Annotated in this window: 15 protein-coding genes; 10 read left to right on the top strand and 5 right to left on the bottom strand. The window is 63.1% G+C overall.

The features are described 5' to 3' along the window. Positions 1-639 precede the first annotated feature (639 nt). The 8 genes from VNH11_20640 (at position 640) to VNH11_20605 (ending at position 7,541) form a co-directional block, all read left to right on the top strand. Positions 640-1,914, top strand: a complete 1,275-nt coding sequence (locus VNH11_20640; protein HVA48786.1) for a L,D-transpeptidase family protein — start codon at positions 640-642, stop codon at positions 1,912-1,914. 95 nt (positions 1,915-2,009) lie between these two features. Next, positions 2,010-2,480: a 3-hydroxyacyl-ACP dehydratase FabZ family protein gene (locus tag VNH11_20635; protein ID HVA48785.1), complete on the top strand. Its 471-nt coding sequence runs from the start codon at positions 2,010-2,012 to the stop codon at positions 2,478-2,480. Positions 2,481-2,528: 48 nt separating this feature from the next. Continuing rightward, on the top strand, positions 2,529-2,921 hold the full coding sequence (locus VNH11_20630) for an acyl carrier protein (GenBank protein HVA48784.1): 393 nt from the start codon (positions 2,529-2,531) through the stop codon (positions 2,919-2,921). Positions 2,922-2,926: 5 nt separating this feature from the next. Then, the gene (locus VNH11_20625; protein ID HVA48783.1) at positions 2,927-3,463 is read left to right on the top strand and encodes a 3-hydroxyacyl-ACP dehydratase FabZ family protein; all 537 of its coding nucleotides are present in this window, start codon (positions 2,927-2,929) and stop codon (positions 3,461-3,463) included. 65 nt (positions 3,464-3,528) lie between these two features. Then, entirely contained in the window at positions 3,529-4,824 is a 1,296-nt protein-coding gene (fabF, locus tag VNH11_20620) for a beta-ketoacyl-ACP synthase II (GenBank protein HVA48782.1), read from the top strand. A 23-nt stretch (positions 4,825-4,847) separates the two neighbouring features. Continuing rightward, the gene (locus VNH11_20615; GenBank protein HVA48781.1) at positions 4,848-5,438 is read left to right on the top strand and encodes a nucleotidyl transferase AbiEii/AbiGii toxin family protein; all 591 of its coding nucleotides are present in this window, start codon (positions 4,848-4,850) and stop codon (positions 5,436-5,438) included. Next, entirely contained in the window at positions 5,431-6,351 is a 921-nt protein-coding gene (locus VNH11_20610) for a DNA adenine methylase (GenBank protein ID HVA48780.1), read from the top strand. The genes VNH11_20615 and VNH11_20610 overlap by 8 nt, the downstream gene beginning before the upstream one ends. Then, on the top strand, positions 6,348-7,541 hold the full coding sequence (locus tag VNH11_20605) for a hypothetical protein (protein HVA48779.1): 1,194 nt from the start codon (positions 6,348-6,350) through the stop codon (positions 7,539-7,541). The genes VNH11_20610 and VNH11_20605 overlap by 4 nt, the downstream gene beginning before the upstream one ends. Here VNH11_20605 and tilS read toward each other — a convergent pair. The 3 genes from tilS to VNH11_20590 all read right to left on the bottom strand — a co-directional run bounded on the left by tilS (position 7,475) and on the right by VNH11_20590 (position 11,046). Then, on the bottom strand, positions 7,475-8,533 hold the full coding sequence (tilS, locus tag VNH11_20600) for a tRNA lysidine(34) synthetase TilS (protein ID HVA48778.1): 1,059 nt from the start codon (positions 8,531-8,533) through the stop codon (positions 7,475-7,477). The genes VNH11_20605 and tilS overlap by 67 nt on opposite strands. Next, positions 8,506-10,122: a tetratricopeptide repeat protein gene (locus VNH11_20595; protein HVA48777.1), complete on the bottom strand. Its 1,617-nt coding sequence runs from the start codon at positions 10,120-10,122 to the stop codon at positions 8,506-8,508. Before VNH11_20595 ends, tilS begins: the two co-directional genes overlap by 28 nt. A gap of 96 nt (positions 10,123-10,218) precedes the next feature. Continuing rightward, on the bottom strand, positions 10,219-11,046 hold the full coding sequence (locus VNH11_20590; protein ID HVA48776.1) for an ABC transporter permease subunit: 828 nt from the start codon (positions 11,044-11,046) through the stop codon (positions 10,219-10,221). Between the two features lie 382 nt (positions 11,047-11,428). Here VNH11_20590 and VNH11_20585 point away from each other — a divergent pair, with 382 nt between their 5' ends. Continuing rightward, positions 11,429-11,623: a hypothetical protein gene (locus VNH11_20585; protein HVA48775.1), complete on the top strand. Its 195-nt coding sequence runs from the start codon at positions 11,429-11,431 to the stop codon at positions 11,621-11,623. A 27-nt stretch (positions 11,624-11,650) separates the two neighbouring features. Continuing rightward, a complete protein-coding gene (locus tag VNH11_20580) occupies positions 11,651-11,866 on the top strand; it encodes a hypothetical protein (protein HVA48774.1) in 216 nt (71 codons plus the stop codon). A gap of 1,293 nt (positions 11,867-13,159) precedes the next feature. On the opposite strand, the gene VNH11_20575 is transcribed toward VNH11_20580, so the two are convergent. Both VNH11_20575 and VNH11_20570 read right to left on the bottom strand, forming a co-directional pair. Next, a complete protein-coding gene (locus VNH11_20575; protein HVA48773.1) occupies positions 13,160-14,479 on the bottom strand; it encodes a dihydroorotase in 1,320 nt (439 codons plus the stop codon). Between the two features lie 56 nt (positions 14,480-14,535). Then, positions 14,536-15,528 (bottom strand): aspartate carbamoyltransferase catalytic subunit, encoded by a 993-nt coding sequence (locus VNH11_20570; protein HVA48772.1) that lies wholly within the window; start codon positions 15,526-15,528, stop codon positions 14,536-14,538. Between the last annotated feature and the right edge of the window lie 119 nt (positions 15,529-15,647).

Raw genomic sequence — 15,647 nt, 5'->3', positions numbered from 1 at the left:
ACTCCGTCAGGAACGACCGCTTGGGAATCACGTTCAGTCCGGCGAACAACGCCAGTCCTTCGTCGAGCACGGCGCTCATCACGTGCGTGTGCCGCTGGCTGCGGAACAGTTTCAAGGCCAGCAATGGCCTTCGAGCCAAACGCTCGAACCCTGCGGCTTGCCCGGCACGAAGTGCGTCCGCGCCGCCCACGCGCTGCGCAGTCTCTGGGTCAGGTTTTCGATGCGAGTTGGCCATCTTCGAAAAGTGCCCCACCGGAGCGCTTGTATAAGCGGATGTTGATGCGTTCCGTGACGAACACGCAACGTCTTGAGAGATAACCAGTTCGGGCGCCGTAACGGCGCGCGGCCCTCGAATTCCCACAAGCGCCGGCGTCAACTGGCAACCGTTGCCAGTTGGCCGACTTGCAATCTTGGCAGCCTTCCAATTTGCTTGGCAGCCTTCGAAAAAACGCGGGGAAAAACGTGGCCGCCTTCGGGAGACGGTTGGCAGCCTTGCGAATAAAGCTGGCAGCCTTCCAATTTCGCCGGTCACGTTCGCAGTCAACCCGTCACCCGCGCCCAACACCCTAAAAATGCTGGCGTAGCATTGATTGCCCGGTTCGTCTATTATCTGCCACGTCTGGTCAGGGAGGACGGACCGTGAACACCATCAAAACTGTATTTCTTGCCGCGCTACTATCCGCTGCCGCCTACGGCGTTTACGTCGGCGTGACCGGATCGCCTCCGAGCTTTGGTCCGCGCCGCAAGGCCCAGCGCGATTGGAATGAAACCAGCCCGGCCGATCCGTTCGCCGAAAACAGCGATGCGACCGGCGCCCCCGTGGTAAGCGTCGAGGCCGCGTCCGCCCCGCCGCCGACCAATGCGCCAGCAACGCCGGCCGCGGGCGAAGCACCCCCGGCCGCCGTCGCGCCGTCAGCATCGTCGCCGCTGGCAATGGGTCAGGCAGACCCAACCGCCTCGGGGCCAAGCCAATCTCCGTTGGCGGGCCAGGCCGCGGCGGACGGCTTCAGCTCCAATCAGCCCTACCCCTCGACGCGCCCCGATGTGCAGTCCGTGCCATCGGTGCCCGGTGCGGAAAGGACGCCCAACGCCACGGCCGATCGCTATGCGCCTGACCAGCGCTATCCATCGACGGACACTCCGGCGGAACCGCCCGGCGGAATCGACGAGCGGCCCGACCAGCCGGAGGACATCCATGCCGAGTTCGTCGCCTTGATGCAGTCGGTGCAGACCTTGCTGGCCCAAAACCAGTTGGCCGCTGCCCACTTGGAACTTTCGGAATGGTTCGGCGACCCGCGATTTTCGCCCGAAGAAGACGCTCAGGTGACCGACCTGCTCGACCGTCTGGCCGGCACGGTGATTTATTCCCGACAGCACCTGCTGGAACGGCCCTACGAGATCCAGCCGGGCGATTCGCTCGAAAAAATCGCCGACGCTTATGAGGTGCCTTGGCAATTGCTGGCCAACATCAATGGCATCCACGACCCGCGTGATATGGTGCCCGGCGGGCAGCTTAAAGTGGTAAAGGGGCCGTTCAGCGCTTATGTCAGCTTGTCGAAGCTCCACCTGGTGCTCTATCTCGGCAACCGCTACGCCGGGCGTTTCCGCATCGGCGTGGGCACCGACCACGCCCTGGCCGAAAGCGAATTTATCGTACTCAAAAAACAGGTCAATCCGACCTATTATGGGCAGGCGGTCATCGACAAAGACGACCCGAACAATCCCCTCGGTGAGTACGCCCTCGACCTGGGAAACGGCATCTTGATTCACGGCACGAACGATCCGGCGAGCATCGGCCAGACGGGGGCGCGGGGGTGTGTCCGGCTGTCCGAGCGCGACATCCGGGACGTCTTCAACATTCTGACCGCCCGCGGCGACCGCACCGCAGGGTCGAAAGTCACGATTCGCCGCTAGTTAGCGATTGTCGGGCGAGGCAAATCGCGGTATATTGTGGAACTTGCCCGGCAACCGCAAAGTCTCCGCACTCGTCAAAGTCTCTCAGGTCCGATATGCGGTTCACGCTGATCGATCGAATCGTTGAACTTCAATCCGGCAAAAAGATCACCGCCGTCAAAAACCTGTCGATGGCCGAGGAGTATTTAGCCGATCACTTTCCGGGATTTCCTGTTTTGCCGGGCGTATTGATGCTGGAAGCCATGACGCAGGCCGCGGCCTGGCTGGTGCGGGCCAGCGAAGATTTTAAGCACAGCGTGGTCGTGCTGAAGGAAGCACGGAACGTCAAATACAACAAGTTCGTCGAACCGGGACAAACACTTACCGTCGTGGCGGAGTTGATCGGGCAGACCGAGGAGGAAGCCAGGTTCAAGGCCCACGGCGAGGTCGAGGGCGAGCAGGCGGTGTCTGCCCGGCTGACGCTGGCGACCTATAACCTGGCCGATACGGACGCCGGCAGGGCATTGACCGACCAGGTGGTGCGGCACAAACTGCGTGAATTGTTCGCATTGCTCGACCGCGCCTGAGTGAAGGGGTTATGATTCGCAAACCACTGCTCTGCAAGGAGTATTAACATGCCGTCGAAGGAAGAGATTTTCGACAAAATCAAGTCGTGTCTGGTCGAGGCGCTGGGCGTCGACGAAGACGAAGTCACGCCCGAAGCCACGCTGGTGGGCGACCTGGGGGCCGAGTCGATCGACTTTCTCGACATCGTGTTCCGCCTGGAAAAGACGTTCAACATCAAGGTGCCTCGCGGCGAGCTGTTTCCGGAAGACATTCTGACCAACAGCGAATACGTGCGCGACGGCAAAGTGACGCCCGAGGGCCTGACGCAGCTCCGTAAGCGGATGCCGTTCGCCGATCTGAACAATTTCGAAGCGAACCCGAATGTGAAGGACTTCGCCAACATGCTCACGGTGCAAGACATGGCCCGGTATGTCGAAACCAAAGTCGGCGTCGAGGCATAGCGGCCATGCGTTGGATCTGGATCGATCGGTTCCTCGAATTCGACAGCGGCCGACGGGCCACTGCCATCAAGAACGTCTCGCTGGCCGAGGAGCACCTGCACGATCATTTTCCCGGCTATCCGGTGATGCCCAATTCGCTGATCCTGGAAGGGTTGGCGCAGACGGGCGGACTGCTGGTCGGCGAGGTCAATCAGTTCGAAGAGAAGGTGATCTTGGCCAAGGTTTCCAAGGCCGTGTTTCACTTCTTGGCGGTGCCGGGAGACACCTTGCGTTACACGGCCACGATCGAAACCATCGGCGGCGGGGGCGCCGGCGTCAAAGCGACCAGCCACGTGGGCGAACGTTTGCAGGGCGAGGCCGACATCATGTTTGCCCACCTCGACGACGCCGGCCGGGCCAAGACCCTCTTCGAGCCGAAGAATTTTGTATTCACCATGAAGCTGCTGGGGGTTTTTGACGTCGGCCGAACCAGCGACGGCAAGAAGTTGACCGAGCCGCCCGGACTGGCCAAACTGATTGAGGCATTAGGCGATGGGCGTTAGGCGTCAGGCGCAAACGTCTGCCCAATGCCCAACGCCCAACGCCCAATGCCTAACGCCTTACAAACATGCCCACCGACCACCAACGACGAGTAGTAGTGACCGGCATGGGCTGCGTGACGCCGCTGGGCAACGACGTGGCCACGCTTTGGAGACGCCTGCTGAAGGGGGAGTCGGGCATCGGCCTCACCACGCTCTTTGACGCCAGCAACTTTCCCACCAAAATCTCCGCCGAGGTCCGCGATTGGGATGTCTCGGCGGTGGGTGAGGATTCGGAAAAATGGCGGCACCGCGGCCGTCATACCCGGTTCGCCGTCGGGGCGGCCAAGCAAGCCGTGGCCGATTCGGGCCTGGCCGACGCCAAGTTCGATCCGACCCGCTTGGGCATCTATCTCGGCTGCGGCGAGGGCCAGCAAGACTTTGACCGCTTCACTCAAATGATGGTGGCGGCACTCGACGGCGATCAGCTCAATATCGCCAAGTTCACCCGTATCGGCATCGAGATTCTCAATCCCCTTTCCGAGTTGGAACAAGAGCCGAACATGCCGGCCGGCCACCTGGCGGGACTCTTCAACGCCCAAGGCCCCAACGCCAACTGCCTCACGGCCTGCGCCGCCAGCAGTCAGGCCATCGGCGAGGCCGTCGAGCTGATCCGTCGCGGCGACGCCGACTTGATGCTCTCCGGCGGCACGCACAGCATGATCCACCCCTTCGGCGTGACGGGCTTCAACTTGCTCACGGCGCTCTCGACGCACAACGCAGAACCGACCAAGGCCTCGCGCCCCTTCGACAAGAACCGCGACGGCTTTGTGCTGGGCGAAGGGGCCGCCATGTTGGTGTTGGAAGAACTGGAACACGCCAAGGCCCGCGGCGCCCCGATTTATGGCGAGATGACCGGCTACGGCTCGACGGCCGACGCCTTCCGCATCACCGACACCCACCCCGAAGGGCGCGGGGCCGCGAGCTGCCTGCGGATGGCCTTGGCCGACGCGCAAATGAACGCCGACGACATCGACTACATCAACGCCCACGGCACCAGCACCGACGTGAACGATCGCGTGGAGACGCTGGCCATCAAGAACGTGTTCGGCGAGCGGGCTTACACGATACCCGTGTCGAGCACCAAGAGCATGATGGGCCATCTGATCGCCGCCGCGGGCGTCAGCGAGTTGATCGTCTGTTTGCTGGCGATTCGCGACAACATCCTGCCGCCCACGATCAACTACGAGACGCCCGACCCCGACTGCGATCTCGACTACGTGCCCAACGTGGCCCGCGAGGCCCGCTGCGACGTGGCCGTGAGCAACAGCTTCGGCTTCGGCGGGCAGAACATCACGCTCATCGCTTCGCGGTTCAACGGCTGACCTGTGGTAGTCGAACTTTCGTCATGTCAGAAGCAGCAGTCGGAACCAGTGGTTGGGAAAGGGCGCTCATGGCGGCGGAAAAAGTCAAAGAGCGGCTGAGCAGGGCAAGTCGCGCGCTGGACGCCGCCGGCGTGCGCTACGCCGTCGCCGGTGGCAATGCCGTCGCCGAGTGGGTCGGCCGGATTGATGAGGACGCCGTCCGCAACACGCGAGACGTCGACCTGCTGGTCCGGCGCTCGGATCTGCCCGCTGCCCGGGCCGCGCTCGAAGCCGCCGGCTTCGTCTATCATCACGTCCTCAACGTCGATATTTTCATCGACGGGCCCCAAGGCAAACCGAGCGGCGGGGTGCGTCTCCTTTTCGCCGGCGAAAAAGTCCGTCCCGGCGATGAGCATCCGTTGCCGGATCTCGACGAATCGGAACGCGCCGTCGGATTTCAAGTGGCTTCGCTCGAAGCCCTGGTGCGGATGAAGTTGATCGCTTGGCGGGACAAGGACCGCACTCACCTTCGCGACCTGATCGGCGTCGGCCTTGTGGACGCGACCTGGCCCGCCCGTTTGCCGCCGCGGCTCGGCGATCGCTTGCAGCAACTGCTTGACGACCCGGATGGTTGAACGGCTGACGTACTCCTTGCCCAGTGATTACAATGGACCCGTGACGCAGGCAAAGCTCAAGGCCGAAAAGAAGACCCGCAAGAGCAAGCCACCCGGCATCGTTGGGCTGCGGTCGCCGCGCAAATTGATTCTGTTCGGCTGGTACGGCGGGAAGTTCTCCCATCTCGACTGGCTGTTGCCGCTGCTTCCGCCGTGCCATCATTATTGCGAACCCTTCGCCGGTTCGGCGGCCGTGCTACTGAACCGCGCGCCCTCGGCGATCGAGACCTACAACGATCTGGATGGCGAGATCGTGAACTTCTTCCGCGTGCTGCGCGACAACGGCGACGAGCTGACTCGCGTCCTTGGCTTGACGCCGTTTTCGCGCGAGGAGTTCTTGATCGCCTGCAAACTCGATCCCACGGCTTCGCCCGTCGAGCGAGCGCGCCGCTTTTACGTTCGCGCGCGGCAGGTGCGCACAGGGCTGGCGCAAACGGCTTCGATCGGCCGATGGGCCAACTGCAAGAACACGAGCCGGGCCGGCATGAGCGGCGTCATCAGCCGATGGCTGGGCGGCGTCGAGCGGTTGCCGGAAATCGTCGAGCGGCTTATACGGGTACAAATCGAAAACCGGCCCGCCATCGACGTGATTCGCCTTTACGATTCGCCCGAAACCCTTTTTTACTGCGATCCGCCCTACGTGCATGCGACGCGCGGCGACGCCAAGGCCTATCGGCATGAGATGACCGACGAGCAGCACCGCGAATTGGCTGAGACACTCAATTCGGTCCGCGGTCGCGTGGCTTTTTCCAATTACGACTGCCCGTTGCTCGACGAGCTTTATCCCGCTCCCACTTGGCGGAAGCACAAAAGCCCGCCGCGCACGAACCATGCCACCAAAGGCAAACGGGTGGAGGTTCTCTGGACGAAATGAACTTTGCCCTGCTTGGCTGCGACCCCGACACGCTGGAACTGGCCAAGGCGGTGGCGCGCAGCGACGAGCATCGGCTGGTTTGGGCGCACGACCTTGGCCAGTTCGCCCCGGCGATTCGGGCAGCCTCGCCGGGAGTTCTCATCGCCGAACACTGGGAAGGACTTCTGGCGGGTGCTACCGCCGACGTCGTGATCGTCTCACGGTCAGCCGATCAAGAAGGGCGGACCGAGCAGCTTCGCAAACTCGCCCAGGCGGGAACGACGATGATTGTGTCCCATCCCGTTCTCGACTCGATGCTCGTTTACTACGAGCTCGACATGATCCGTCAGGAAAGCCGCGCGGTGATGTTGCCCTACGTGCCCGAATCGTCGCACCCGGCCTGGCGCAGATTGGCCGAACTGGCGGGCGATCCAGCGACGGGCCCGCTGGGCGTGCTGGAACAGATCGTGATCGAACACAGCTTCGTGACGCGCGGCCGAAGCGACGTCTTGCACGGCTTCGTGCGCGACATGGAACTGGTGCGGCCGCTCGCCGGCGCGATCGACAAAGTATCGGCGATGACCTCCGCCGGAGTGCGGTCGTCGCCCGAGGCGATCAATTATGGCACGCTCAGCGTGCAGATGTCGGGCACGTCGAACGTGTTGGTGCGCTGGTCGGTGCTCGCGGCCGATGCGGAAAGCTCGCGATTCACCCTTTTGGGTACGCGCGGCCGGGCCGTGCTCGACGCCGTGAAAACCGGGCCTTGGCAACTTGAGGTGCGCGACGGACAGACGGTCACGGAAAGCTTCGCGTCCGGCGATGCGGCGGCGGGCCTGCGGCAACTCGTCGAACGGTTGCCCAACGCCGACGCCGGTCTGCCCGATTGGATCGACGCCTGCCGCACGATGGAATTGGCCGACGCCGTGGAACACAGCCTGCAGCGTGGCCGCACGATCGAGTTGTTCTTCGAAACGCCCAGCGAGCAGGCCACGTTCAAGGGCGTGATGTCGGGCATTGGCTGCCTGCTGCTTATCGCCGGGCTGCTGGTGCTCGTCGTGGCCACGACCGCCGTGCATGCCGGCGTGCCGCTGGCCGATTACTGGCCTTTCCTGTTGCTCGGCGTGTTGGTCATTTTTTTGGTGCTTCAAGCGCTCAGGCTGGTCTTCCCGGCCGAATCGCCGCCGACCGACAACACTAAAAGATCGCCGTGACGCGCGACCGCGATTCGACCCGGCAACATCGGCCACGCCGTACGCCCGGACGCAGCGGTTGCCAGCAGGCTGTCGGCCAAAGCCTCCCACACGTCAAACCCCATCGCCTGCTCGCGCCAACCCTGCCGGCGCCAGGCCGCGATCAGCAGTTCGCGAAGCACATAACGGGGCTGCTCGGCAAGTTCCGTGCAATCGAAAACAAGCCGTTCCGCTTCCCATCGCACCGCGCGGCGTAGCAACTGCTTGACTTGCCCGTCGATCACCTCCTGGGCCTCGCCCGCAAGACGCCCCAGCCGCAACAAAGCATCCGCAATTTGTCCGTTATACTGCTCGGCGAGCTGGGGCAGTAATTCGTGCCGCAGTCGATTGCGCGTGAAACGTCGCTCCAGATTGGTCGCGTCTTCGCGAAACGGCTGACCGAGGGCGGCGAGGTACGCGACCAACTCCGCGCGGCGGACGGTCAACAGCGGACGAATGAGCGTGACGCCTTCCCTAAGCGAGCGCGCACGGCGCATGCCCGATAGACCACCGATGCCCGTGCCGCGCAGGATGCGGTGCAGCACGGTTTCGGCCTGATCGTCGGCCGTATGCGCTGTGGCGACGTAACGGGCCCCGAATTCGGTCGCTGTTGCCCGCAAAAAATCATATCGGGCATGGCGGGCGGCCTCCTCCATGCCGCTCGCCGGCTTCGGCGGACCGGCGGGACGCTCGGCCCGCGCTACGACGCACTGCAGCCCCAGCCGCTCGGCAAGCTGCCGCACAAATCGCTCGTCGTCGTCAGCCTCGGCGCGCAGGGCATGGTTGAAATGGGCCACCACCAGGCGACCTGGGCCGGGTGTGCGGACCGCCTGCAAGCCGCGTAACAGGGCCACGCTGTCGGCCCCGCCGGAGACGGCCGCCAACACCGTGACGTCGCACCAGTCGTCGGGCGGCCAGAGCTGACGCAGCCGCGACTCGAGAGCCGCTACGGCTGGGGCTGCTTCTCGCGCCACGGCTGCTCTTTCTCATAGCTGGCCAACTCCTTGCGAAGCTGATCTTTGAGCGAGTCATCGGCAATCTCCACCGATTTTGCCGACCACTTGCGGGCCGTTTCGAAGTCGCCCGTCTCGGCGTAGGCGGCGGCCAAGGTGCTCAGGATGTGGGCCATTTTGTAATTCGTCAGCTCGCAGGCCTGAGTAGCCAGCTTGATCGCCCGTTGGCCGTCGCGCAACTCCTTTTCCGGCGAGGTGGCCAGCACCCAGGCCAGATTGTTGAGTATGCCGTTGTTGGTGGCCATGCCGTTATTCCTCTCGGCGTCGAGCTTCAGGGCCTTCTCATAGTCGCCGATGGCTTCTTTTTGTTGCCCGCCGTTGAGATAGATGTCGGCCCGCACCTGGTAGGCGAAGTCGCGCTGCGGATCGAGCTTGATGGCGGCCGAATCGGCGTCGATGGCCTTGGCCGATTGTTTGCCCGCCGCGTAGAGCAGCCCAAGCTGCAGCCAGGCGACCGCGTCGTCGGGATTGGCCTCGACCTGCTGGCGCAGCTCCTTGATCGCCTCTTCGGCCTTGTCGGCCTTCTCGGTGACCATGGCCCACACGCGCAAAGCATCGTCGGAATCGGGCCTCGACGCCAACGCGCGGTTCGCGTCGGCCAGCGCCTCTTCGGCTTTGTCGAGTTGCACCAGGGTCTGTGCCCGCAGCAACAGGCCAAACAGGTTGTCCGGGTCGATTTCCAGTGCCCGGTCGACGTCGTCGATCGCTCCTTCGTGATTGCCGGTCAAGGCACGCATGCGCGCGCGTTGCAGCAGGAGAATGGCATTGCCGGGGGAGAGTTCCACGGCCCGGCCGAAACTTTCGGCGGCATCTTCGTAGCGTTTGAGCGAATCCAGGGCCATGCCGCGTGCCTCGTGAGCGGCCACGTCGTCGTCGTCGATTTTGAGCGCGGCGTCGAAATCGGCGAGCGCTTCTTCCGGCTTACCGGCGGCCAAGTAAGCGGCGCCGCGGTCGCGGAGGATTTCGGCGTTGTCCGGGGCCAACTTCACCGCCTCCGAGAGGTCGTCCAGGCGGTCGTCGAGCTTTTCGCTGATCAGGCCGCGCCAGCGAAACGCTTGGGCCTTGACGTCGTCGTCGTCCTTGGCCAGACGCACGGCTTCGTCGAAAGCGAGTCGGGCCTTCTTAAGGTCGCCGCTGCGCCCTTGCAGCTTGCCGAGCAGGACCTGGGCCGAGGCCTGTTTCGGGTCGATCTCCACGGCCCGCTCGACGTCTTTGAGCGCCATCCGCACAAAGTTCGGCGCTTGCGGACCGAACGGATTGTTCTTATTAAAAAGCCGTTCGCTGATCTCTTCAGCCCGTTGCAGCAGCGTGGAACTGAGCAACTGCTTGCAAAACTCTTCATTGGCCTTATCGAGCCCTTTATCGAGCGCGCTTTGGCACAAATCGATCACCGTGCCCCATTCGGCCAAGGTCTCGGCCGAAACTTTTGTTTCGATGGCCTTGTCGAGATCGGGCTGGCCCTCATTCTCCGCGGCGACCGCGACCGGCGAGAACAGAGCTGAAAGCGCGAAAAGCCCCACTGTGAATAACACGCTGAATGGCGTTGGCATGGCAAACCTATGGCCGTAACTGGTTCTTTTGGCGACATCCTTGTTCCCGCAGCGATTATTATGCCCGGAAATATCAAAGCTGGCTATGCGAGAACGCTATAACGGTGCGGGAATATCGCGCCGATTGAATACCACAGCGGCGGCCACATAAGCTGCCAGCCCCAGGCCGATCAGCGTGCCATCATAACGCAGGGAGATCTGCCACGCACGTTCCGGGTAGACCACCAGCGATTGCGGCTCGAAAGCGCCGAGGAAGGTTGCGTACATCAGCCAAGTGAAGTTGGGCGCCATGCGGGCCACGATCTTGAGAATCAGCTCGACGACGTAGAAGGCACCCACGATGCCCAAAGTACGCCAGCGCTGGCTGTCGCCGGCGGAAACGAGCGTCGTGGCGGCAGTCAGGAAGAACGTCGCCGCGAAGAGGTTGAACGCGGCCGGCACGTAGAGCGCCGGGTCTGCTTCTTTGATGAGGCCGGTCAGCAGCAGGCCCGTGTAGGTGCCCGCCCAGGCCGAAGCCGCCAACAGGGCCGAGCCGACCGTAGTGACGATGGCGTGCGTCGCCAGCAGTGAAAGCCGCGACACGGGCTGGGCCAGCAGCAACTCCATCGTTCCGCGGCCGATTTCACCACTGACCACGTCGCTGCCACGGGCCAGCGACCAGGTGACCAGCGTAAAGAGAACCACGGGGTCGATGTAACCCAGGCCAATTCGGCCCGCGGTGGTGGCCACTTTCGCGATCGGCACCCCGATCAGCGACTGCAACTGGCCGGGCAGCGACTGCAAAATGAACTGCCAGGCACCGAGATCGACGAGGCTCGTCAGCCACACGAACAGACAGTTGAAGGCGAACATCAACAGCACCAAGCCGCCCAACAGCAGCCTGGCGTCGTTGATCGCCTTGGTCCAGAGTGCCCGGTTCATCATGTACGGCTTGCGCGCTTCACGTTCTTCAGCGATTATCGTAACCGGCAGACCGGCCGCAAGGAAACCGGCCGCAAGCGGTTCCGTTGCCTGAGTCAAACTCGTCAGGGGTTACAACGCGCGAGATGATCGACCGGCAGATCGACGCGACCGATCGACAAATTGACGCGTTCATCTATCGGCTGTACGGGGTGAGTGACGACGAAATCGCAGTTGTGGATGGGGCCAAGTAGTGAACGAGTGTCGCCTATTTTGGGCGCATGTGCTCCAAGTCCGTATGGCGCGCGGCCACCATCGTCTGGTACTGCCGCACATAGTCCTCCACCGCGTCCTCGGAGAGATCAATCTTACCGGATGTTGGACCGGAATTTGTGGAGCTAGCCCGATGTCTACAGCCAATCCCCGCGATCCGTCCAACGCTGCCAAACCATTGCCTCACTGCAAGGCGTTGCTCGTCTGCGAAAAGGTGACCGAGAGCCAAATTACCGGGAAGATCACGCTTCACAATCTGATCGAGAGGTTCGGCCTGCGGGTTTTTCCGGGTCGATCGACTCGCTTTGCAACGTTCCTGCAGGTCTAAAATGGGATAGGCCGATATCCGCTATCGGTGGAGATCAATGACTTAACTGATGGTTCAACGATCGCTGAGACGAGGTTGGACGATCTGGATTTTCCAGATCGATTAGCTAAGATTCAGGTGATGGTTCCTTTTGAATTTGTGCCGCTGCCGAGGCCGGGGCGATATGAGCTTGTTGTGCTCGTAGACGGCCAGCCGCTGGCAAGTCAACAATTCGATGCGGAGGTGGATCATGGCGACGGATGAGAGTAAGCCGGAGCGATTCAACGATGGACAACAGGCAGGGCCGGCTAGCGACGGAGCCCCGGAGGCTCCCATGGACTATGAGCTAACCGCCAAGGATGCTGGGTGGCGGACTCCCACATTCTTAATCAGTCCAGCAAAGTTGGTGGTTTTCGACCCGCCTCGGCCGAAAAGACCGCCCGAACCCTGAGCGGAAGGCATCGCCCAAGCCGCGAACGCGCTTGTCATAGAAAGCTACCGCTTCGATCAATTCGGCGTGGGGATGATAAATCACCCGCATTCGAGGGCCCGCCGCACCGCCTCACGTTGCCGTGCGGCCCGGCCCGCTTCTTTCTGCTCGTCGCCGGCACCGACGGCCAAACCCTGATCGATGCTTTGCCACAGTTCCTGCGCGACGACTACCCCGGTCGGGCAAAGGAAGCGCCATCAGTTGCTGAACAAGGTCGTCGGTTCGCATGCTTTGAGATTACGTCCGCCGCCGTCCAGGGTCACGCACTGGCAGAGCCTGTCAAGCGGGCGCTACAAGCGGCTCCGCGCAGCGGGTCATTTGGCAGGATTGCTCGTACCCGTTGGGCATGGATAGACTACCGGCGCTTTGCTTCGCCTTGCTCGCGTTACCCTGGTCTGGAGGAGTTCCGGAAGTGGACCCTTCGACTAACGCTCATTGGATCTGACGACGTAGTTCGTGCGTGGAAGGCCGCTAAACTAGACGTAGCGGCTACCCAAGGGAGCGGTGCCTGGATCGAGGCGTTAAAGGGATGGGGAAGGCTATTGCTGGCGATGCGAAGGGACTGTGGGCACGCCGAAACCCAGCTCACGGTCTCAGATGTTCTCGCGGCCGTCGTTAACGACAGCGATCAGTACCGCGAGGAACTCGACGGCCAGTAGGTCTGTGCGCTTATCTGTCTAACGGCGGCGTGTTAGGTCGGCGCTCGTTGGTCACGTCGACCGATGCCTCGATCAGCGATTGTGGATCGGGACGGGCCGTGGTGATTCGCGCGCGGCCACGGCATGTCCCGACGTGCCTTCCGGCACGTACGCACCGGGACGCGAGTGGCGAGCGGCAAAGCGTGGCTGCACGGCGATACGCCTTGGGAGCAGTGCGCTCTGCGGTGGATCTCGACCAACGCGTTGCCGGCCGCTTGCGGCGGGGGCGCGCCGGCAAGAGCGACACGTCTGTCGCGCGGACCGCACACAGCGCGGCCAAGTACCACCTGGGGTCGGACAACACTTCGCCGCCGCTACCCCGGCATTGGCTCGCGGCGCAGAATTCTTCCCGTGGGTCGGCACCCACGGCTAAACTCCGCCGTCCCTTCGGGACGAGCCGCGACCCGCGGGGTCCGCCACGCAGTACTTCACTTTGCCGGCGACGATCACGGTGTCGGCCCGGCCGCGAAGCTTGCGGCCGGCGAAGGGCGTGTTGCGGCTCTTCGATCGGAAACGCTCCGGATCGACGGTCCACTCGCCGTCAGGGTCAATCAGCGTCACGTCGGCGTCGGCGCCGAGGGCCAGCGTCCCCTTGTTGATGCCCAAGACGCGGGCGGGGTTGATCGTCATCTTTTCGATCGCCTGCGGCCAGGTGAGATGCCCGGCGGCCACGAGCTGCGTCGAAACCAGCCCCAAGGCGGTTTCCAGCCCCACAATGCCGAACGGGGCACGGTCCAACTCCTGCATCTTCTTCTCGGCCGCGTGCGGCGCATGGTCGGTGCAGATCGCGTCAATCGTGCCGTCGATCAGCCCCTGAATGCACGCCTCCACGTCGCTGCGCGCTCGAAGAGGCGGACTCATCTTGTAGTTCGAGTCGAACGCTCGCAGAGAATCGTCGGTCAGGGTGAAATGGTGCGGGCAAACCTCCGTCGTCACGCGCACCCCGCGCCGCTTGGCCCGCCGCACCAGCTCGACGCTGCCCGCCGTCGAGATGTGCATGATGTGAATCCGCCCGCCCGTGGCCTCGGCCAGAATGATGTCGCGGCCGGTCATCACCTCTTCGGCCGCCGCCGGCATGCCGGGCAAGCCCAGCTTGAGCGAGACCAGCCCTTCGTGCATCACGCCGCCGCGCGTCAGCTCCAGTACCTCGGCGTGGTTGAGAATCGGCTTGTCGAACATCAGGCAGTATTCGTAGGCCCGGCGAAGCAGTTCGGCGTCGTAGACCGGAGCGCCGTCGTCACTGAAAGCCACCGCTCCCGACTCGACGAGCTGCCCGATCTCAGCCAGCTCTTTGCCTTCGCGGTTCTTGCTCACGCAGGCCACCACGAAGACGTTGCAGTTGCCGGCCCGCTCGGCCTGGTGCAGCACGAATTCGACGGTGGCCTGGGTGTCGATGGGCGGCTCGGTGTTGGGAATGCAGGCGATGGAGGTGAACCCGCCCGCCAGAGCGGCGGCGGTGCCCGTCTTGATCGTTTCGTCTTCTTCGCGGCCCGGCTCCCGCAAGTGGACGTGCATGTCGATGAGACCCGGCGCCACGATTTTGCGTGCGGCGTCGAGAATCACGTCTTGCCCGTTCTCGGCCACGTCGTAGCCGGCGACACGACCGTCGCGCAGCAGCAAGTTCGTCACCCGGTCGAGCTGCTGGCTGGGGTCGATGATGCGGCCGGATTTAATCAGGATGGAAGACATGTAAGGGTTCGGGGTTCAGGGTTCGGGGTTCAGGTTTTGGGGGTCGCGGTTCGCTCCTATCCTGAACCCCGAACCCTGAACCCTGAACCCTCTTCTGCCGCGCCACACACCAGCCACAAAACGGCCATGCGGATGGCCAAGCCGTTGGTGACTTGTTCCAGGATCACCGAATGCGGACCATCGGCCACGTCGGGCGTGACTTCGACACCGCGATTGATCGGGCCCGGTGCCAGGATCAGGACGCCGGGCTTGGCGCGGTCGAGCCGTTCGCGGTTCATCGCATAGAGGTGGGCATATTCACGCACCGACGGGAAGGGCCGCGTCGATTGCCGCTCGAACTGGATGCGCAACAGGTTCAAGACATCGCAGCGCGGCAGGATCTTGTCGAGGTCGTAAGATACTTCGACGCCCAGCTCCTGCCAGCGCGGCGAAACGAGCGTCGATGGCCCGCAGACGATGACGTGAGCGCCGAGCTGCTTCAGTCCCCAGATATTCGATCGGGCGGTGCGGCTATGGAAAATGTCGCCGACCAGGGCCACGGTCAGGCCGGACAGGTCGGGGCGGTGTTCGCGGATGGTCATGATGTCGAGCAAGCCCTGCGTCGGATGCTCGTGCGGGCCATCGCCGGCGTTGATCACGCAACAATCGAGTTTTTGAGCCAACAGGTGCGGCGTGCCCGGCGTGCGATGGCGGACGACGACGACATCGACGCCCATCGCCTCGATGTTCTTGGCAGTGTCGATGACCGTCTCGCCCTTCGAGAGGCTGCTGCCGGAGGCCGAAAAATCGAGGGCATCGGCCCCCAAGCGTCGCGCGGCCAGAGCGAAGCTGGTGCGGGTGCGGGTGGAAGCCTCGAAGAAGAGATTAGCCAGGGTGCGGCCGGTGAGCACCGAGAGTTTTTGGCGGCAGCCCGCGGTGGCCTCTTTGAACATGACCGCGGCGTCGAGAATGCAAGTCAGCTCTTCGGCGGAAATGCCTTCGAGCCCCAACAGATGCCGCCTGGTCCACACGGCCGGGATTTCGCCAATTTCGCCGACGTCGATGCTCATGGAGCATGATCCTATCACTTGCCGGCACGGCTGCCAACCGTCGGGGCGGTGGTTTATAATCGTGGGATGCATCAATCATGTTTACGAGACAACAGGGGTGGCGGGGGCCGAGCTTGGCC

This window comes from Pirellulales bacterium (genome assembly GCA_035533075.1).
Classification (GTDB): domain Bacteria; phylum Planctomycetota; class Planctomycetia; order Pirellulales; family JAICIG01; genus DASSFG01.
This window is presented reverse-complemented; position numbering and strand designations above follow the sequence as displayed.